Here is a 19,110-nt window from a genome sequence, read left to right as displayed (position 1 = left end):
CCTCACATTAAAGGGGTGTCATCGCGCTGAACGCTCAGACGCGAAATGAGACGCATATACAGGGTGACGGTTACCAGCATGATCACAATCAACATGACCGCGACCGCAGATCCGTAGGCCCAGTTGCGCGATTGCAAGAAAAGATCGACCAGAGCATTCCCGACAAAGAACACTTTGCCACCGCCCAGCATTGCTGGGATCAGAAATTCACCCATCAGCAGAATAAAGACCAGCATGCATCCCGTCGCGATGCCGGAAATCGACATGGGCAGGGTAACCGTCAAAAAGGTTGTTATGGGGTGGGCCCCTAGATCTGCAGAGGCTTCAAGCAGGCGCTTGTCCAGACGATCAAGGCTGACATAAATTGGAAAAACCATCAAAGGAAGATAACCATAAACGATGCCAACAAGGACCGCAAACTGTGTGTTGATCAGCCTGACGTCCTCGATGCCGATACTATCCAACAGCGATGGAATTCCGCGACCGCCAAGGATGAATATCCAAGCATAGCTTCGGATCAAAATTGAGGTCCAGAATGGCACAATCACCAAAATCAACAACAGGGTTTTCCATTTGTCACTGGTACGTACAGCAAGTTGATAGGCCAGTGGGTAGGCGATCACCAAGGCTGTCAACGTCCCCAGAGGCGCTAGGACCAGCGTATTCTTGAAGGCCGTGAACCGTGCTGGAAGGTTGGCGTATTGCTCGAACGTGAAGGCGGGCACATAGCCCCCAGACGGCGCGCGTTCACCAAAGCTGAATATAAAAACGACAGAGAGCGGCAGCACCAGCATGACAATCAACCATGCGCCAGCAGGGGCTACCATAAGCCAATTTCTTGCGCGTTGTGTCATGTGCTGCCGCTCTCTTTCTTCAGATTATGCTGACTTGAATCGTGCCATCAGCTCGGCACGATTTGGATCAGTCAACGAAGCTGCTGCGCCAAATTCAAGCGCATTCAGCAATTCTGCTGCCGGGTACAAGATGGGATCGTTCAAAATCGCATCAGGCAACAGCGCGTTGGTGCGATTGTCAGCAACAGGATACCCATGCGCCAAGACTTCACGCGCGTTCACCTCTGGGTCGAGCATGAAGTTGATAAGCGCGTAAGCCGCTTCGGTATGCGGGGCTCCTTTGGGAATAGCGTAGTAATCGCTCCACAATTCACCACCTTCTTTGCCAAGAATGTACTCAATTTCTGGGATGTCGGTGTTCAATTGCTTGCCGTCACCAGTCCAGCAGATGGTCATCCATGCGTCACCTGAGCGCATAGATGGTTGGTAGTCCGAAGAAATAGCGAACAGATGCGGTTTAACGTCAATAAGAAGTTTTTCAGCATCGGCGAGTTCGGCCTCATCAATCGAGTTGAAGGAGTATCCGTGGTAATTGAGCGCCGCCCCAATTGTCGTCAACTGATAGTCATGAACCATCGTGCGGCCCGAGAAATCATCCATCGTACGATCAAAGAAGTCCTTCCAGCTATCCATCGATTTACCATTGGTGTGGCTGGTGTTCAGCGCAAAGCCCGTGGTCCCCCAGTTTTTGGGCACAGCATAAAGGACCCCATCGACCGTGCCGGCATCGGCGAACCGTGGATCAAAGGCGCTTGCGTCGTAATTAGGCAATTTTGACACATCGAGCGGCTCGATCAGCCCTTCGGCAACGTAAGTTGTGATCGTGTAGTTCGTAGGAACAAAGACGTCCCAACCGCTGCCGCCAGCCTGAAGTTTTGCCAGCATTTCTTCGTTCGAGCCAAAGACGTTCACCTGCAAGAATGCGCCAGTTTGATCTGTGAACATATCAAAGTTCGACTGGTCATGATAATTTGGCCAAGTGGCCAACACGACGCGATCGCCGATATGGCTATCAGCAAATGCGGAGCTTGGCAGAAGACCTGACAGTGCGGCACCCATCACCGCTGAGGCAGTTCCCAGACCTGTCACACCTAGAAAATGGCGCCTTGTCACGGAGCCTTTTTCATAGCGCCGCAGCTCTTCCATAAACTTTTTCTTCGAGATTGGTGTATGTTCTGACATCGTCTTTTCTCCTTGGTGGTTGCGGTTTGATCCTTAGTCGTTCTTTAAAATTAAAGCAGCTTCGGGGCTCCAGTCGATCCACGCAGTGTCGCCCTTTTTCAAGTCATCAAGGCCTTCATCTGATTGTCGTGGTGACATCACAGAGATGTTGCCAAGCTGCGCATGCCTGACGAGATATTCAGTATGCTCACCTAAAAAAATCCGGTTTAGGATCATAACTTCTAAGGAACCAGAGGTACGCATGCTGCCCATCCGAATTTGCTCCGGACGGATGCTGACACAGGCAATTTCACCGACTTCAATTGGATCCGTGAATGCTGCGCCGTAGGTATTGCCGTCCGCCAACGAAATTTCTGCAGTTTGTCCAACGAAAGAAGTAACGGGTCCTTCAAAGAAATTGGAGGTTCCGACAAAGTCGGCGACGTATCGACTTTGCGGGTGATCATAAAGTTCGCGGGGTGTGCCAATTTGCACGATCTCGCCTGCGCGCATCACGCAAATACGGTCGCTCAGTGACAGGGCTTCTTCCTGATCGTGCGTGACAAGCACGAAAGTGATGCCAAGCTGACGTTGCAAATCCTGCAATTCAATTTGCATTTCTTTGCGGAGCTTTCTGTCCAAAGCAGCAAGCGGTTCATCTAATAAAAGCAACTTCGGCTCATTCACAATGGCACGTGCGAGCGCAACGCGTTGTTGCTGACCGCCAGACATTTCCCAAATACGCCTATCTTTGAAGTCAGCCAGTCGGACCGTTTCAAGCGCACGCAGTACTTTATCTGCAATGATGCCCGCGGACAATTTGGGGCGCTGTTGTTTTAAGCCATAAGCAATGTTCTGGCCCGCGGTGAGATGCGGAAACAAGGCGTAGTTTTGGAACACCATATTGACGGGGCGGTTGTAAGGCGCCAGCCCAGAAACGTCTTCACCATCAATCAAAACAGTGCCTACTGATGGCGCTTCAAACCCAGCAAGCATTCGCAATGCTGTGGTTTTGCCACATCCCGAAGGGCCTAGGAACGACAGGAACTCCCCCGGCGCAATGCTGAGGTCAATATGACTTACAGCCTGTACGTCACCATAATTTTTGGAAACTCCGCGCAGTTCGGCAACAGAGCCAAGCGAAGACGCTGTCGTCTGCTGCGCATATACGTCATTTTGGATTAATTGTTCATCGTAGATCATTTGGGGCATATCTCACTGTTGGCCCATAAAAGAAATTTTTGACTGTACTGTAAATATTCTTTTTGTAATAGTTCGACGATTATCTAGGTTGAGGAAGTTAAGATGATAACCAAGTGGAATACTCAAGCCGCACAAATTATCGATGGTATCGAGACCGCAATGTTTCCAAAGATTTTGTCTAATGCTCTGAGTAATATAGTTGAATTCGACTTTACAGTCATCTTTGGTTACATGGGCAAAGCGCGCCCACTGGCACTCTATGACGATTTTCCACCAGATCGTCGACGGATGCATGTCGATGAGTATCAAGAGGGGCCGTACCTACTTGATCCGTTTTTTTTGGCCGCATCCGGAAAAGTTGATGCTGGTGTTTGGCGTATGAGTGAAATTGCTCCAGACCGATTCTACCAAGGAGAATATTACCGGAGCTACTATGCCCAGACCGGCCTCGCAGAAGAAGTTGGCCTCCTAGTGGATGTGCATGCATCTTTGACAATCGTTGTGTCCATGATGCGTAAAACGCGAAAATTCAGCAAAGTTGAGATGAAGACTTTAAATACGGTTTGGCCGGTGATTGATGCTGCTTGCCGTCGACACTGGCGCGACGAAGCGATCCACATGCCTGCAGTTGAGAACAGTATCGAACGCGCGTTTCGCAAAGTCGGAGAGGGTGTGCTAACCCCACGTGAACGGGAAGTTGTTGAACTAACATTACGGGGGCATTCGGCAGATGCACTCGGCAATTTACTTGGTATTTCCTCTGGAACTGTAAGAATTCACAGGAAAAACATTTATGCAAAGCTACGCATCAGTTCCCAAGGCGAACTCTTTTCAGCATTCATTTCCGCGATTGCTGAGACGTCTCAAGGTGTTGCCCCATAATTGGAACAAGTGGTTACTGTGAAACGTTAAATTGTGAAAATAGCGCGCTGTGCTATGAAAAAGGAATGCCTTTGGGGGCCACTTTAAAAATGGCTGATAACTGTTTCGCGCATGATCTGGCCATTTGAAAGACGCGCAACTTTGGTAACTCGGGGTTTCAACCTGACATTGATCGATATTTCCTGCATCGATGGTTCGAATGGCGGCTTTCTAAGAATTTTGCCTACCTGTTTGCTACTGCAGAAAAGGTCAAGCTCTTCTCTAATTGGGTATTTAGGTCAAGCTTTTTTTCCTTGTTTGTTTTGGGTCTTTGTCACTCATCCGGGTCACGCTTCTCTTCGCAGTCTGGTTTGATGTTCGAATGGCATCGCTGCAAGCATATGTCGGATCGGCAGTGGAGAGCCCCGCTTTCCAGCGCGCTTCAAGATGCGCAGCAGACCTTTTCGGCTTCTTCTATTACCAGGCAGGGCATGTTTACATGCCCGAGAGGGCACGAACCTCGTCCGGTGAGGGACGACCCCGTTAGGATTGTGGGTTGGCGTTTTAGTTCATGCCATGCCTCCCACTTGGTCCTGACGGAATTCTGAGCCATCGATCCAACAGCGGTGCATTAGGACGGCCAACTTACGTGCGACAGCAACGACGGCGCGGCGACGTCCTTTGGTGCGCATCAATCGCATGCCCCCTCTCAGCGATGCAGGCATCGCCTGCCGGGCAGCGCAAGATTTAATCTGGGAGCTTGCCATCGTTCGCATAAGCAGCGCATTGGCAGCTGCATATAGAACGGCCCGCACGTCTCGATCCCCAGACTTGGATATCCGCCCTGGATTGTCATGCTCTCCTGACTGATATCTTCGCGGTGTAAGCCCAAAATATGCGCCAACGGTGCGGGATCGTTTAAAACGGGTTGGATCATCAACCGCCGATTTAAAGCTCAACGCAGCGATAGGGCCGACGCCAGGAATAGTCATCAATTTCATGCAGACATCATCTTGACTGGCTGCCCTCTTAACGCGCCGATCTAGTTCCAAATAATGTTGATACAAAACGGCCCTCGCATCGAGCAATGGCACGAGAGCATGTGCCAGAACATCATCGATCTCGATCATGGGCCGTACAACGCTGTCGAAGCTACCATGCTTCACAGTTTTGGGAGGCGGACTCCAAAAACCTTCAGTAATCCACGCACTTCATTGGCTAGATCAATCGTCTTCTTTAGGAGCGTCTTACGCGTGCTGAGCAACGCGCGTAGGCCATGAGCCTCACGACTTTTCATATGGACGGGACTAAACCAGCCTGTGCGTAATATTTGCGCGATACCTCGTGCATCTGTTTTGTCGGTCTTATTCCTCATCGCTGACAGAGCAGCACTCACTTGGCGTGCCTCCATGCAGACAACATCAAAACCTTCACCGGTCAGGCCAAAGAAAAGATGCTGACTCATCGATCCAGCCTCAAAGCCAACACGTTCAATCGGATGTGGAAATTCCAAAAGGCATTCAGCGATATCACCGACCTCACAAGGCAGCTCTCGCTCGAACAGCACCGTTCCTTTGCCATCAACAATGCAAAGTGCACAGGATCGCAATGACACATCTAATCCAGCATAGTATTCCATTATCTATCTCCCTTGTTCACAGCTATGCTGTGATCTTAGTGGGAGCTCGGCCCAAAAGCGAAAGGCTGCCCAATTACGCATGCTTGCCGCCGATTTTGTCGAAGGCTTCCCCAAAATGGTTGAAGTTGTGCGGTTGCGGCGAACGGCCGAAAGTTCTGGCGGTTTTGCGTCCCGAAGGCTTCACGCCGCTCCGCCAGCCGCTGCCATTCCGGCGCATCGCGACTTTCGACCCATGTCTCGCCCAGCAGAGTGTTGCGCGCGGCGCGAAGCATCTCCTCGGACCCTTGGGTCGCCAGCCAGTCCCGTGCGATCTGCTGCCAGCTTTTCCAGCCCAGCGGTGAATAGAGTGCCGAGAGATGGCACCCGCTGGTATGCGGATCGGTCTAGACAGCCGTAGCCCGCCATTCGCCCAGGCGTGCCCTTTTTCTTCTGGATCGCCAGTTGTTTTTCCTGCGCCTGGTAGACCGTCAACGCCGTGCGGGCCTTCAGATAGGACGAGCTGTCCACTGGCCCGGAAAACCGGGTATCGCCACCCGTACTGCGTCGCTGCTGGTCTGGATCAGTCATCACCGCGCGGCGCGCATCGGACCCCGCCGCGTTGATCGACTGATCGCCGTAGACCACCAGGCGTCCAGCCTTGCGGGCCTTCTGGATCGCCCCGCGAGAGAGGCCACAATGGGCTGAATATTCCCGTTCGCTCATACCCTTCATGGCGCTGCCCGCTTCGATTAAAGCAATGATATTGCTTGTTATTCAGTTGATTATACTGTGTGATAGAGCGATTCTGATTGCACCAGAACGATGCAACTCACCCCAGAGACCCCGCCATGGCGGGGCTTGGCCTTGTAGAAGGGTGCTGCATCGCGCGCGCCGTAAACTCAGAGGCGACCATGATCAAACTCACTGAAACCCAAACCATTGTTCTCAGCGCCGGGGCCCAGCGCCCCGACAACATCGCCCTGCCGCTGCCCAAAGGGTTGCATGGCGCGGCCGCGAAGATGGCCGTCACCAAGATGATGATGCACGGCTGGCTGCAGAAGGTCGACGCCGACCTGCGCAAGGGCGAGCTGATCCGGCGTGAAACCGGCGACCGCCATGGCACGACACTGGTGGTCACCGAGGCAGGTCTTTTGGCCATTGGGATTGAACCGGTAGTTGTGCAGACGATAGCTGCCATTCGTAAACGCGCTGCCGAGGTACCTGCGCTCAAGCCGCTAACTCCACGCGTAGGGACCAAACAGGCGATGCTGATCGCGATGCTTGAGGCCCCCGAAGGTACCACGATGGAGGCGATGATCGCCGCCACCGGCTGGCAGGCCCACACCGTGCGCGGTGCCATGTCGGGTGTTTTGCGCAAGAAACTCGGGCTGGTCGTGACCTCAGTGAAGGAGGAAGGCCGAGGGCGGGTTTATCGGATTGGCCAGCGCGACTGCATGATCTACGGCCCGGTCAATCGAGCAGTCGGTAATGAACCTCGGTCGGTTTGCAGTCGGCCCCGTTGATCGGGATCATATCCTGAGGGCAGGTTGACATGACCACGACGCAGTCGATTGCAGCGCGCAGTGTCACATAGTCCCCTGGCTTGCTGAGCGGCTCGCCCCAGATGATTTTCCCATCAGGCTCTACGGGAATGTTCATCCACAGGTTCAGTGGCGCCGGGCAGTCTGGCGCGCGCAGATCGAGCTGCGCCAGCGCGGCATGCAGGTTGTCGGTACAATTATCGTGATACTCTTGGCACCCTAACATGCCATAGCGGTGCACATCGCAGGCTGCGATCACTGTGTCATGACGCCCGGGTGAGGTGTCCTCTTCCAGAAGCAGGATCGGTCGCCGCCGATTTGTGGTTAGTGCATCACCTTTCGTTGGAAAGATGCCCTGAAGCGTCGCGTGCAGATGTTCCATCGACATGAATTCGGACAGGTCATCAGCGTTGAAACACCAGGTGTCCACGACCTGTTTGCCATGGGTATTTATGATTTGAATGGCTTTTCCTTTAGCAACTCGGACTGCCCGACCGCGTCGTGCAGGGACCACCTGGAGGTCTGTCATCATGTTTTACATCCTCTGCCATCGGCGTTGTCACCGTATCGATCGACAAACTGTCACATTCGATATTGGGAGGGTCAAGTTACATAGGAGACCCTTGTCTGTAGACCCAGTGAAGTTTTGGACTCGTTTTGTCGACAAACAGTGGCAACATTGCGTCGTCATGTGCCCAGCCTTTTCGCTTTCAGATCGGCAAATGTCTCGCCGGTCGTGACCAGCACGACGCTGGCACCGGTGAGCTGCTGTCGATGGCAGCGGGAACATTGCCCGATCCCGCAGTACCGACTGTTCGGCCATCACCGTCTTGATCGCGGTCACTTGGGTCGAGACCAGCGCCGGTTTGCGACCGACGATTTTGCCTTTGTTCCAAGCTGCTTTTTGTTTTATTTTTTTAACCATTTTGGGTTCCGCTTTTAGCAAATAATACACCTAAAGCGGAACCTATGCCAGTACGGGTTAGGGAAAACCTATATTTATAAAGGTTTTGAGGCGGCAAAGTGGTTCCGCTTCTATGTATCATGTGAACCGAAGTGGGACGCGCGCTGATGTCGAGATACAGAGACAGTATTTTGCTGATGTCGTTCAGGCGGCGGGTAGGGCAAATGCCGAAATGAACCCAAGAGCGGCGTTTGGGGAAGCTGTCTCACGAAACGGACTAGGAAACCCATTTTCGTTTTTTAGCATTCTTCTCGACAATGTTGCACAGCAATGTGCCGACGAAGTCGAAGACAAATGGCTGGACCAACTAGGCGGGGTTGATATTTATACGTTCGGCCACTGCTGGACAATCAGTATGCATCAACGCACCGACTAATCTTCATTTGCAATAACGTGACCGATCCGAAGTTAGCACCTAAAGACGCTTTGGGTCGGTTTACCCATATCCCTTTGATGAGAATGTTGAACGACGGCAAAGTCCAGCATCTGAGTTTTTGGAAACGGATGCGGCGAACAACCGGAATGAAGCAATGCGGGCGAGGAAAAATCTACAAACTTTCGTTCAAGTACGCATGGACACAACACGTACTGGGTGACTCGCTACGAGTTGTCCACCGATACTGAAGACCGGCGTTTGACCGATCGACAGTCCCCTGAATACGCGAGGAATTAACAATGAACCCCCCGAAAATATTACCCCCACATTACTTTGCGGCCTCCCTGATTGCGATGCTCACACTTGGCTACTTTTTCGAGGAACCTCTGCTGCCAGACACGTGGCTCCTCGTCGGCATCGCTCCGATCGTGATGGGGGTGGTCATTGCGGGTGTGGCAGCCCGGCAGTTCACAAAAGCTAAGACCAACATCGTTCCACTGACCATATCTACCGCGCTTGTGACCAACGGTATCTTCACCGTCACACGCAATCCGATGTATGTGGGAATGGTGGCAATGCTCATTGGAACTGCTTTGTTGCTGAACGACCTGTGGCCTTGGTTTGTGATTGCGCTGTTTTGGTTGGTGATTAGAATTGGGTTCGTGCGGCACGAAGAGACCCTGATGGAGCAAACCTTTGGAGAGCAATATGTTGAGTACAAGGCGCGCGTGAGACGTTGGCTATAAGGTGCTAACCCGCACCGCAGGCAATGGCCGGTTACCGAAATTGGTCAGTTGGTAACTGGCTTCTATCGTGCATCGGGCCCTAACCGGATATCAGCTGCTCTGAAGAAAAACGTAACCAAGGGCGTATTCCGTTGAGAAACTCCAATTTCGGGCCTGATTGACAAATTTCTTTGCCGTACAAGCCGATTAGTCAGATTTGGCAAGGGGTTCGGGGAACCTACCAAGATGACATCTGGATCGCAGTCATTGGCATAGTCAGCGATCATCTTTTCAATCTGGCCTAACTGCGCACCTCAATTTCGGTCTCAACGCTTGAACCATTTGAAGACCACACTCTGCAACTTGCAGAGTGCGGTCTTCAATGATCTGAGTGCTGTAAGTCGAAACACTCGGGATGGAGGTCATCATTGGTCCTGCAGCCACCAGTCCAGCCCCGTCGAATACCGTCAGGACGACATTGAGCAAGTATACTTTGCCGCCAGAAACCTCTGCCATGTCATAGGCAACATCCGCGACACCGCGGTTCAAATCTTGGTTGACAGCTGTCACAACCATGATCCGCCGGAAGCGGGCGTTTGACCGACTTAGTTCATCAAAGGTTACAGGCCCTTTGATTAATACAAGCCGGATCAGCCCATCTGCAGTAATGCCCCTTTCTCACCAATCAGCTTCCCGGTCGTCACATGATCATTTAATCCCTTAAGTACTTTGACGAACGTCATTTTCATAATTGGCTTGATCATAAAATACCCCAGGATTGATCCAAAGACGCCATACTTCATTTTGTAGCTCATCTGAATGGTAACAAGTGTTGATTTATCGCTGGCTTTTTCCAATCTCATTATCGCATCCGCCGATTTAAAGGGCATTGAAAAATTACTGAGCGCGACCTTCAGTTCTTTGCCTTCTTTCAGTTCGACAATTTCTTCGACGACTGAGTTACCATCATAGAATTCGCACCTCCTTGTCGCACCGATGCCAACGGCATTCTCCGATAATACTGGGGACTTTTTCACCAGCGGGTGATACTTATAGACACCACCCATATCAGACACGAGGTCCCACACCTGACTGATGCCCGCCTTAATAAGTACAGTTTTTTCCACTTTGATCATTGCTTTTTCCTTTTGTTAGAGAACGATAGTTCGTTAATTTAGAACCCTTTTCATTGTGAAGGAATTATCAGAGTGACAATTGTCTCCACAATGAGTTTGCAGTCGCTATCCGATGGATTTAGCCGTCCACCAAAAGAAAGACGAACAGTCATGTTTGCTCCAGCAACAGGTGTCTTCTTGATGGGCAGCAAGCCAGGTCCCGGTTCATTGCTGCGCTGAGCGCCTTTGATGTCAGGCTGTTGCGCCGGCCGGTGAACTCTGGTGCATCCCACCGTTTCCGATGATTGCTCCGGTGACCGCGTGGTCGTCGAGGCCTTTGAGTACGCTTTCAACAGCGCCCTCCATCATGCCTCGCAGACCATCAATTTGTTCCTTCCCGAGCGCGCCGTCTATGAGGCCGTACTCCATGATGGCTAGGACTTCACAGCCGCTGTCGCCTAGGGGGGTGACGGTGAACTCTCCCGTCATGGCGGTGATCGGGGGATCAGGCTGGTTGACAGTAATCCCGATGTTGCGACGTCCCGGGTCGAACGACGTGATCACTTCATTGACCTTTGTTCCGTTGTAAAGTTCACAGCAACGCTCCGCGCCGAGGCCAGTGTCCTGACCATTGGTGATTGGGGAAGTATCGACCATCGGATGAAAGTTGTGCACACCGCCGAAGTCGGCGAGGATGTCCCAGACACGGTCTGCAGGGGCCTGAATTGTGCGAGATAAAGTGAGCTTAGTCATAACTGTTCTCCTATTTGGGGGCGGTGGTTGAAATGTTCGCCGCCCCGATAGAACAAGACTTAGGCATGCGTTGGTGCAAATAAAACGAGTGTATTGACACACGAAATGTGCAACAATGCATGTATGAACTGGGATGACCTACGATATGTTCTTGCCCTTGGCCGTGCCGGAACTCTGGTCGGGGCGGCGGCGTCTTTGGGGGTTCACTACACATCCGTGGCCCGCAGGGTGAAGCAGTTTGAGGACAGCCTGGGGACCCAACTCTTCGACCATCATCCCAGGGAGCAGGTGTTGACGGCGGCCGGTGAAGAGCTGATGCGGGTAGCCGAGCGTATGGAGATCGAGGTAATCGCGCTTGACCGGAAACTTCTGGGAAAAGACGCCCGGCTGAGTGGGCAACTGCGGATCGCAACCGTCGACACTATTGCAATGGCCCACTGCAAGGACTTGGCTGAGTTCGCCGACCGTCACCCAGCCGTGGAGCTGGAGATTGCAGCTGAACTCAACTTGCACAATCTCTCCAAGCGTGAAGCCGACGTAGCCATACGAGCTACCAAGAAGCCACCGGAACATCTGGTCGGTCGCCAAGTAGCAATAATGCGCTTTGCTCCATTCGCCATGCCGGAGCTGATCGAAAAAATCGACGCCGGAACTCCGATGGTGGCTTGGCCCTGGGTGCATTGGGCTCAACAAGGCGACCGTCCCATGTGGAGCCCCTGGCTAGAACAGGTCGCAGTGGGTAGAGGCAGGGTAATCAACGTGGACAACGGTGCCGTCTTCACTGAGATGGTGGAGAGTGGCAGTTGCGCAGGCTTCTTGCCTTTAGCGACGGCAGCCCTCAACCCTGCCTTGAAACGAATCGGCCCTTGGCGACCGGAGTTGGATATCCCCCTCTGGATTCTCACTCACCCAGAGCTGCGTCACACGGCGAGGATTCGAGCATTCATGGAGTTCATGGGGCCGCGAATGAAGGCAGCCCATCAATTCGCTGAATCTGAGGAAGACTTGGTTTAGGACAGCCTGCGGGCGCATGAAAATCTGCGACAGACAAGCATGATCCGACAAGCATGGGCTGACAGCGGCAAGGTCTACGGTTAAGCACGCCGAATGATGTGGACCGGTTTGGGACTAACCCAGCGCTGGCGGGGCTTGGCTTCGTAGGGGGCGTCGCATTCCGCGCGCCTTGAATTCAGAGGCCATAAATGACCAAACTCACCGAAACCCAGACCATCCTCCTCTGCGCCGGGGCGAGCCAATTTGGCGCAAAATCGGTGACGGTCTCGGCACCACACTGGTGGTCACTGACGCTGGCCTGTTGGCGATAGGAATCGAGCCGGTGGTGGTCAAAACCGTGGCTGCCATACGCAAACATGCAGCCGAGGAACCCGTGCCCAAGCCTCCAACCCCGCGAGCCGGGACTAAACAGGCGATGCTGATCGGCCTGCTTCAGGCACCCAGCGGCGCCACCATGGAGGAAATCGTCGTGGCAACTGGCTGGATGGCACACACCGCAAGGGGGGCGATGTCGGGCGCATTGGGCAAGAAGCTGGGTTTGGTTGTGACTTCTGCGAAGGAAGAAGGCAGAGGGAGGGTCTATCGGATTGACCTGTGCCCCAATTTCCCTCCAGCTTTGCGCGGAGTCCTTGGTGCTAAATCTTTGACCTTAAGCGGCCATCTTGTCGATGATCCTTCTCTCTAAAAATTCCATTGGCGTCAGGTTCCCCAGAGCTGAATGTGGTCTGCGCCAGTTGTAGTCGTCCTGCCATTCTTCACGCGTTTTGCGGGCGTCGCCCAATGTAGCAAACAGCGTTTCATTGAGGCATTCATCTCTTAGTTTACCGTTGAAGCTTTCGATGAACCCGTTCTGCTGGGGCTTGCCCCCTCTCATGGTTTGCAAGCAAACCACTGCCGGGCGGCGGGACGCGATATAATGCCAATCGATGCCCGTATTTTGAACCCATTTGAGGATCGCCATGCTGGTGAATTCTGTGCCGTAACACCTTCGGAATATCGCTAATTTAAGGCTATGACTGCCTGCGCAGCCCCAAATAACGCAGCAGGTGGTCATAGCCGTGCCTCAGGTCCCTACGGTGGTTTTGTACAAACCACACCGCAAAGGAGACCAACTATGACCGATATCATTATTACACAAACTGCGCCCGTTTTGGTGGCCATCGATATCTCGAAGGCCCGCGACGAAGGTCTCATTGCTATTGCGGACAAGAAGCGCCGCCGTCGTTTGACTGTTCTGAACCAGCTAGACGACTTCAATCGTCTAATCACATCGCTTGCCTGCTACGGCCGCCCTGTCCGTGTAGCTTTTGAAGCAACGGGTAATTATCACCGTGCCTTGGCTTATCATCTTGCCGCAGCAGGTTTTGAGTTGAAGTTGGTGTCATCTGTGGCCCTGGCCAGAACGCGAGAGGCCTTGCACAACAGTTGGGACAAAAACGACCCTAAGGATGCCCAGGTCATTCTTCACATGATGGAGATCGGGAACGAGCAGTTTTATCATGACCCCCTCGTGCGTGGCACTAACGACATCCAAGAGCTTTCCAAAACGCATGACATCGTATCCAAGTCGAAGACCGAGTTGTGGCACCGAGTTGTGGCACCGAGTTTTAACCCATTATCTGCCGCTGTATTTTCCTGAAGCTGATCGTTTCCATCGCAGTTCTCGCAGTTCTCGCAGTGACTGGTTCTTTGCTTTCCTTGAACGTTATCCGTCACCACACTTGATCTCAGCCATGAGCAAGGAGGCATTCATCGCTGACGCTTGGGATGTGGTGGGCCTCAAGGTTGCAAAAGAGCGTTTACTTTCAGATATCTACGAGACTGCCAAAGTATCAGTCGGACTGCCGGTTGCCGCAGATTCCGACGCGATAAGCATGTTCAAAAGGAACGTCAGAGTAGCCCTGCTACAGATCGCCTCGCAGCACACTAAATCAGGTCAAAGGGGGGTGGCCGGATGCCCCGGAACCCCCGGCCGGATCAAATCGGTATGGGTGGCCGGATTGCCCCGGAATACGCAATGCTTTGACAATTTTGGCAGAAGCTGGGGATGTACGGCGCTTTCGTCATCACCGGCAGTTTTTGAAGTTCTGTGGAATGGACCTTGCGACTATGCAATCAGGTACATTCAGAGGGCAAACCAAACTGTCAAAATATGGCAATGCTCGGCTTCGTCGAACGCTTTGGATGGCTGGACAGGTTGCTATTCTGCAGCGCACCAACAGCTTCCGCGACAAGTTCGAGCGCTACATCGCCAAAGACCGTCACAACACCCATTTGCGCCGAAAGGCGTACACCGCAATCGCAGCGAAGATGGCCCGAACCGTTCATGGGATCATCAAGCACGGCGAACCATATCGCCCCTTCTTTGAGGGGTGATCGACAGCAGTAGGACCTTTCTCTGTAAGGGCCGTGGAGGCAGACAACTGACCTCGTAGATAATGTTTAGGCCTTCTGCTCAACGACCCAAAGATCTCGTCTTAAGGACGGTGAGAGCCGCAAAAGCGTACTCTGTGTTTGTTATGGGAGAGACAGTTCGTTGACCAAAATGCCAAACTGAGCAATGCTTCTAACGTGTCGAGACGCCTCGATGCGACAATAACCTGACGCCAATTCAGCTAATCATTCCGCGCATAGGACGTTATCCATTGCCTGGCTGGGTTATACGAAGCACGATCCCGAGAAGGAACCCGAATGGTTTCTGGTTTCCCACGCCATTCAATGATCCTATTAAGGCTGCGAATGACCCGTTCGGCGGGTCAGGGGAAGTCGACCACGATGCCTAGCCCTTCACGGTTAAAGTCATCCAGTACGTTCAATAGCCGGAACGCCCGACCATCCATTGCCCGACAGGCGATTGCAAAGCAATCAACTGCCGGGCAGCGATCGACCACGTCATGTTTGGCGCTTCTGGCACCGCCAGCGCGTCGGGCTTGTCCCGCTTCAATCGCTTTCAGGGCTTGATCTGTTACCCGGCAGTGGTTTGCCTTCAAACCACGAGAGGGCGCAAGTTCAATTCCAACGCGCAGTAAATCCGCCTAACGGTGATTGCATACAATCACCCTTAGGCCAGTGGGATAAACCCTTTTGTGCCCTCTCATGCATGTAAACATGCACTGCCGGGTGACAGCAGGCGCTTTGCAAACTTAGTGGCGTGGCCGATACCTTGCGGGAGCACGATGCCAAATTCGGCCAATTGCGCGCGCAGCATATTGACGGTTTGCGTGTGCTGTCGGACTACAATGTCCCCTGTTCGGTGCTATGCCAGAATTGCTTGCTGATCTGGCGTCTTGGTCTCGACAAATCGCATCGTTGGCCGTGTTACAGCCTCACAAATGGCCTCTGCATCAGCCGCATCAGATTTACCGCGTTTGATGTAGGGCTTCACATAAATGGGTGGGGTCAGTTTTACGTCATGGCCGATTTGAACAGTTCACGCGCCCAATGACGGCTCGTGCCGCATGCTTCAATTCTGACGAAGCAAGGTTCAAGGCATTCAAAAAACTTCAGTAATTGCGCACGCCATAGTTCGCGATTGAAAACGCCATCGCCGTCATCAGTGACACGATGAACTTGGAAAATGTTCTTGGTCAAATCTAGACCTACTGTCGTAACTTGCATCGGGTTGCTCCTCCGCTGAGCAGTTTCTGACAACTGCAGTATGGCGCATTACGACGCCGATGGGCGCAGGAGCCATCCATCCCCTCTGCAGTGCAGCCATTCACGGCATACACTAAAGCAAAAGGCGCCCCCTGCGGGACGCCTCCAACTATTTTGACCTGATTGCAGAGCCACAATTGCTTTGCAATCTCTTTCCACCGCTACACGAAACTGCTTGCGCGGTTGTCGCCTTAGTTACCAGTCGCGTTGTCGATGTTCAGCGTAACGCTTGGGCCCATAGAAGACGTCAGTGAAATCTTCTTCATGTAGGTGCCTTTTGCGCCAGCAGGCTTAGCCTTCTGGACCGCACCGACGAATGCCAGAACGTTTTCTTCCAACTTCGCAGCGCTGAAAGACGCTTTGCCAAGACCTGCGTGAACAACACCGGCTTTTTCGGCCTTGAACTGAACTTCGCCACCTTTGGCCGCTTCGACAGCCGCTTTGACGTCCATCGTGACAGTGCCGACTTTAGGGTTTGGCATCAGGTTACGTGGGCCAAGAACCTTACCGAGCCGACCAACGATTGGCATCATGTCAGGTGTGGCGATGCAGCGATCGAAATCGATCTTACCACTTTGCACGATTTCCATCAGGTCCTCTGCGCCGACGATGTCAGCACCAGCTGCCGTTGCTTCGTCGGCCTTATCGCCACGTGCGAACACAGCGACGCGCATGGTCTTACCCGTGCCGTTCGGCAGCGCAATTTTACCACGAACCATCTGGTCTGCGTGACGTGGGTCAACACCAAGAACAACTGCGATTTCGATGGTCTCATCGAATTTCGCTTTTGCATTATCTTTGACGAGGGCCACAGCCTCGGCCACTTTGAGAAGTGCTTTGCCAGCGAAAGCTTCGCGTGCGGCGGTTGTGCGTTTTCCGTGCTTTGCCATCTTACTTAACCTCGATGCCCATAGACCGAGCAGAGCCCAGAATGATTTTCATTGCGCCTTCGATGTCGTTTGCATTGAGGTCCTTCATTTTGGCCTCTGCAATCTCACGAACCTGCTTGGTGGTCACAGTGCCGACCGTCTCACGTGACGGAGTTTTGGCGCCAGATTTAACCTTGGCGGCCTTCTTGAGGAAATACGATGCAGGTGGCGTCTTGATTTCCATCGAGAAGGATTTGTCTTGGTAGTACGTAATCACAGTTGGGCACGGCGCACCGGGCTCAAGGTCTGCAGTCTTGGCGTTAAACGCCTTACAGAATTCCATGATGTTGATACCACGTTGGCCCAATGCGGGACCTACGGGCGGGGATGGGTTGGCTTTACCAGCTGCAACTTGCAGCTTCATAGTGCCAGCGACTTTCTTAGCCATTAGGCTTCTCCTTTTCAGCGATGGGTTCAAAACCCACCCTACAATGACCCCGTAGGGTCGGCTTGCGGTGGTTCGGTGCGCATCTCACGATCCGCAACCTCCCACCTCTGACGCACTCAGCCCTGCTTAGAGACCTGAGTGAATTCCAGTTCGACCGGTGTGGCGCGGCCAAAGATCGACACAGTCACCTTCAGGCGCTGATTGTCTTCGTCCACTTCCTCGACCATGCCATCAAAATCCTCAAACGGACCTTCGCTGACCTTGACCTTCTCACCAATCTCAAAGTTGATAAGCGTGCGCGGAGCATCTTGGCCTTCTTCGACGCGGCCAAGAATTTGCTGCACTTCAGCGTCGCGCATCGGCATCGGGCGACCCTGCGGTCCCAGAAAACCAGTGACGCGGTTAATGGAGTTGATGAGGTGATAGCCATCGTCCGACATTTCCATGTGAACCAGTACATAGCCGGGCATAAAGCGACGTTCAGCTGTAACCTTCTTGCCGCGACGGACTTCAATCACTTCCTCGGTCGGAACCAGAACTTCGCCGATCTGTTCTTCCAGACCGTGCTCCTCAACGGAGGCGCGAATGGTCTCTGCGATCTTCTTTTCGAAGTTCGAAAGGACACTGACAGAATACCACCGTTTTGCCATGTTGTTCGCCACCTTGTCGTCATGCATCGCCATTCTTCAATGGACCGGTGCAGAAATTTCAATCTGTTCGTGGCGTTTGCCACGGAAGTCTCGGAAATAAAAGCGGCGTGCAACACGATTCGAAGCACGCCATTCCAAGAAGTTCGCGTCAGTTACCGCGCAACCCCATCCAATTCAAGGGGGCTGGCAGCAAATCCTACCCAAGGTCAGAACGCGGTAAGCACTTCTTCAAGCCCGAAGCGGATAAACATATCTACCAGCGTGAAAAACAGCGCCATAACGGTCGCCATGATCAGCACCATGATTGTGGTCAACGTGACCTCGCGGCGCGATGGCCAAACGACCTTGCCGACTTCTGCACGGACTTGCTGGATAAACTGTACTGGGTTGGTTCTGGCCATGATCTATCCTTAGGGACTAGAGACGCTATTCAGTTAACGGTCTTGGCGGGGCTTTTCAACCCTTTGAGCGTGCGCTTGGGCGGCTTCAGGACAGTGACGCCGTCCAGTGCTTCGATTTGCGCCATTTGTGCATCGTAAACAGCATCTGCCTGCGCCAATGTCGATGTCGTATAAAGGCCGAAAGGTTTGTTATCTGCGTTGATCGGAAACAATTTGCGCGATTTCGCAGCGAGCTTGACGGTCCCGCCGTCTTGCGCCCACGCAAGCGTTTGGCGAACAGCGGCAGCCGATAGGCTTTGATGGACACGGCCCTCGATCGTTTCAATATTGCCGCCAACCTTCCACCGCAGCAAGCGACGTAGGATTAAGCGGTGTGTCAGATCGTAATCTTCTTGTCGCCAGACGTAGATGTCGCCAACGCCGGAGATCGTGCGCAATTTGGCAATGTAACCAGCCCAATCAATTTTTCGCCAATCATTGTGAGCGCGGAATTTGTTTGGCGCGATAAATGCGGACCCAAAAAGCACCTGACTATAGGCCGACGCCAAAAACGTCGCCGGATTGCGCACGGCTACAAACAACTGCGGCTTGATCGGCGCCCAAGCTGCGACCAATTCAGTCACGCGTTCGATTGCAGACGGATAAACCGGTAGGCTTACTCGCCCTTCTTTGTCCGACAGCACCTCGACGAAGTTCTCTTCGGAAAACACTAACCGCTCATTACCTTTGGATAGGAACGCCAATTGCTCATGCGCAGTGCGATGCGGCATCGGCGCTTCTGACCATGACAGCCCGAACATCGCTGCAAGATTGCGACCGCGCCTGCGCAAATAACTAGGTCCACAATAACGGATACCTTCGTCAGACAGCATGGCTCTATTTTGATGAAGCACCTTTTGG

21 protein-coding genes and 5 pseudogenes are annotated in these 19,110 nt (G+C 53.0%); 7 read left to right on the top strand and 19 right to left on the bottom strand.

Annotated elements, in window-relative coordinates; translation table 11 throughout:
• Positions 1–2 precede the first annotated feature (2 nt).
• From OAN307_RS01850 to OAN307_RS01840, 3 genes are read right to left on the bottom strand one after another with little or no spacing between them, the layout of a single operon-like run.
• Positions 3–854 (bottom strand): ABC transporter permease, encoded by an 852-nt coding sequence (locus OAN307_RS01850; RefSeq protein ID WP_015498171.1) that lies wholly within the window; start codon positions 852–854, stop codon positions 3–5.
• Positions 855–878: 24 nt separating this feature from the next.
• Complete coding sequence (locus tag OAN307_RS01845) at positions 879–2,036, bottom strand: ABC transporter substrate-binding protein (protein ID WP_044043041.1); 1,158 nt, start codon at positions 2,034–2,036, stop codon at positions 879–881.
• 33 nt (positions 2,037–2,069) lie between these two features.
• Positions 2,070–3,227 (bottom strand): ABC transporter ATP-binding protein, encoded by a 1,158-nt coding sequence (locus tag OAN307_RS01840; RefSeq protein ID WP_015498169.1) that lies wholly within the window; start codon positions 3,225–3,227, stop codon positions 2,070–2,072.
• A gap of 93 nt (positions 3,228–3,320) precedes the next feature.
• Between OAN307_RS01840 and OAN307_RS01835 the strand changes: the two genes are divergently transcribed.
• The gene (locus OAN307_RS01835) at positions 3,321–4,100 is read left to right on the top strand and encodes a helix-turn-helix transcriptional regulator (RefSeq protein WP_015498168.1); all 780 of its coding nucleotides are present in this window, start codon (positions 3,321–3,323) and stop codon (positions 4,098–4,100) included.
• Positions 4,101–4,648: 548 nt separating this feature from the next.
• Here OAN307_RS01835 and OAN307_RS29600 read toward each other — a convergent pair.
• The 4 genes and pseudogenes from OAN307_RS29600 to OAN307_RS01825 all read right to left on the bottom strand — a co-directional run.
• Positions 4,649–5,209 carry a transposase gene (locus tag OAN307_RS29600; protein ID WP_245540952.1) on the bottom strand — a complete coding sequence of 187 codons (561 nt, stop codon included), beginning with the start codon at positions 5,207–5,209 and terminating at the stop codon, positions 4,649–4,651.
• Between the two features lie 32 nt (positions 5,210–5,241).
• Entirely contained in the window at positions 5,242–5,718 is a 477-nt protein-coding gene (locus OAN307_RS29595; protein WP_245540953.1) for an IS110 family transposase, read from the bottom strand.
• A gap of 35 nt (positions 5,719–5,753) precedes the next feature.
• Positions 5,754–6,029 (bottom strand): terminase gpA endonuclease subunit, encoded by a 276-nt coding sequence (locus OAN307_RS29590; protein ID WP_333783213.1) that lies wholly within the window; start codon positions 6,027–6,029, stop codon positions 5,754–5,756.
• Positions 6,030–6,132: 103 nt separating this feature from the next.
• Positions 6,133–6,429 (bottom strand): annotated as a pseudogene (locus tag OAN307_RS01825) (hypothetical protein); the annotation flags it as partial.
• A 77-nt stretch (positions 6,430–6,506) separates the two neighbouring features.
• Here OAN307_RS01825 and OAN307_RS01820 point away from each other — a divergent pair.
• Positions 6,507–7,220 carry a DUF3489 domain-containing protein gene (locus OAN307_RS01820; RefSeq protein WP_015498166.1) on the top strand — a complete coding sequence of 238 codons (714 nt, stop codon included), beginning with the start codon at positions 6,507–6,509 and terminating at the stop codon, positions 7,218–7,220.
• On the opposite strand, the gene OAN307_RS01815 is transcribed toward OAN307_RS01820, so the two are convergent.
• Positions 7,168–7,770, bottom strand: coding sequence for a DUF1989 domain-containing protein (locus OAN307_RS01815; RefSeq protein WP_015498165.1), 603 nt, complete (start codon positions 7,768–7,770; stop codon positions 7,168–7,170). The two genes, OAN307_RS01820 and OAN307_RS01815, sit on opposite strands and share 53 nt — an antisense overlap.
• 505 nt (positions 7,771–8,275) lie before the next feature.
• On the opposite strand from OAN307_RS01815, the gene OAN307_RS01805 reads away from it, so the two are divergent.
• Positions 8,276–8,578 carry a hypothetical protein gene (locus OAN307_RS01805; protein WP_044043037.1) on the top strand — a complete coding sequence of 101 codons (303 nt, stop codon included), beginning with the start codon at positions 8,276–8,278 and terminating at the stop codon, positions 8,576–8,578.
• Positions 8,579–8,877: 299 nt separating this feature from the next.
• The gene (locus OAN307_RS01800) at positions 8,878–9,324 is read left to right on the top strand and encodes a methyltransferase family protein (protein WP_015498161.1); all 447 of its coding nucleotides are present in this window, start codon (positions 8,878–8,880) and stop codon (positions 9,322–9,324) included.
• Positions 9,325–9,594: 270 nt separating this feature from the next.
• On the opposite strand, the gene OAN307_RS24990 is transcribed toward OAN307_RS01800, so the two are convergent.
• From OAN307_RS24990 to OAN307_RS01785, 3 genes are all read right to left on the bottom strand, one after another.
• Positions 9,595–9,873: a hypothetical protein gene (locus tag OAN307_RS24990; RefSeq protein WP_144055482.1), complete on the bottom strand. Its 279-nt coding sequence runs from the start codon at positions 9,871–9,873 to the stop codon at positions 9,595–9,597.
• A gap of 80 nt (positions 9,874–9,953) precedes the next feature.
• Positions 9,954–10,439 carry an SRPBCC family protein gene (locus OAN307_RS01790; protein ID WP_015498159.1) on the bottom strand — a complete coding sequence of 162 codons (486 nt, stop codon included), beginning with the start codon at positions 10,437–10,439 and terminating at the stop codon, positions 9,954–9,956.
• A 231-nt stretch (positions 10,440–10,670) separates the two neighbouring features.
• The gene (locus OAN307_RS01785) at positions 10,671–11,171 is read right to left on the bottom strand and encodes an SRPBCC family protein (protein WP_015498158.1); all 501 of its coding nucleotides are present in this window, start codon (positions 11,169–11,171) and stop codon (positions 10,671–10,673) included.
• Positions 11,172–11,294: 123 nt separating this feature from the next.
• Here OAN307_RS01785 and OAN307_RS01780 point away from each other — a divergent pair, with 123 nt between their 5' ends.
• Positions 11,295–12,185, top strand: coding sequence for a LysR family transcriptional regulator (locus tag OAN307_RS01780; RefSeq protein WP_051067932.1), 891 nt, complete (start codon positions 11,295–11,297; stop codon positions 12,183–12,185).
• 169 nt (positions 12,186–12,354) lie between these two features.
• On the top strand, positions 12,355–12,870 hold the full coding sequence (locus OAN307_RS01775) for a DUF3489 domain-containing protein (protein ID WP_015498156.1): 516 nt from the start codon (positions 12,355–12,357) through the stop codon (positions 12,868–12,870).
• Here the strand turns inward: OAN307_RS01775 and OAN307_RS01770 are convergent.
• A pseudogene (locus OAN307_RS01770) lies at positions 12,835–13,164 on the bottom strand (integrase core domain-containing protein); the annotation flags it as partial. The gene OAN307_RS01775 and the pseudogene OAN307_RS01770 overlap by 36 nt on opposite strands.
• 135 nt (positions 13,165–13,299) lie before the next feature.
• On the opposite strand from OAN307_RS01770, the pseudogene OAN307_RS31095 reads away from it, so the two are divergent.
• A pseudogene (locus OAN307_RS31095) lies at positions 13,300–14,620 on the top strand (IS110 family transposase).
• Between the two features lie 249 nt (positions 14,621–14,869).
• Here the strand turns inward: OAN307_RS31095 and OAN307_RS01755 are convergent.
• The 7 genes and pseudogenes from OAN307_RS01755 to OAN307_RS01725 all read right to left on the bottom strand — a co-directional run.
• Positions 14,870–15,135 (bottom strand): annotated as a pseudogene (locus OAN307_RS01755) (IS3 family transposase); the annotation flags it as partial.
• Positions 15,136–15,312: 177 nt separating this feature from the next.
• Positions 15,313–15,803: pseudogene (locus tag OAN307_RS29585) on the bottom strand (IS110 family transposase); the annotation flags it as partial.
• A gap of 230 nt (positions 15,804–16,033) precedes the next feature.
• Entirely contained in the window at positions 16,034–16,732 is a 699-nt protein-coding gene (rplA, locus tag OAN307_RS01745) for a 50S ribosomal protein L1 (protein WP_015498153.1), read from the bottom strand.
• A gap of 1 nt (position 16,733) precedes the next feature.
• Positions 16,734–17,159, bottom strand: a complete 426-nt coding sequence (gene rplK / locus OAN307_RS01740; RefSeq protein WP_015498152.1) for a 50S ribosomal protein L11 — start codon at positions 17,157–17,159, stop codon at positions 16,734–16,736.
• Between the two features lie 116 nt (positions 17,160–17,275).
• Positions 17,276–17,809: a transcription termination/antitermination protein NusG gene (gene nusG, locus OAN307_RS01735; RefSeq protein WP_044044417.1), complete on the bottom strand. Its 534-nt coding sequence runs from the start codon at positions 17,807–17,809 to the stop codon at positions 17,276–17,278.
• Between the two features lie 206 nt (positions 17,810–18,015).
• Positions 18,016–18,210: a preprotein translocase subunit SecE gene (gene secE, locus OAN307_RS01730; RefSeq protein ID WP_015498150.1), complete on the bottom strand. Its 195-nt coding sequence runs from the start codon at positions 18,208–18,210 to the stop codon at positions 18,016–18,018.
• A 29-nt stretch (positions 18,211–18,239) separates the two neighbouring features.
• Positions 18,240–19,082, bottom strand: coding sequence for a hypothetical protein (locus OAN307_RS01725; protein ID WP_015498149.1), 843 nt, complete (start codon positions 19,080–19,082; stop codon positions 18,240–18,242).
• Positions 19,083–19,110: the final 28 nt, after the last annotated feature.

The sequence above is a fragment of the Octadecabacter antarcticus 307 genome (genome assembly GCF_000155675.2).
GTDB lineage: Bacteria > Pseudomonadota > Alphaproteobacteria > Rhodobacterales > Rhodobacteraceae > Octadecabacter > Octadecabacter antarcticus.
The sequence above is the reverse complement of the archived record's forward strand: the minus strand, read 5'-3'. Positions and strand labels throughout refer to the sequence as shown.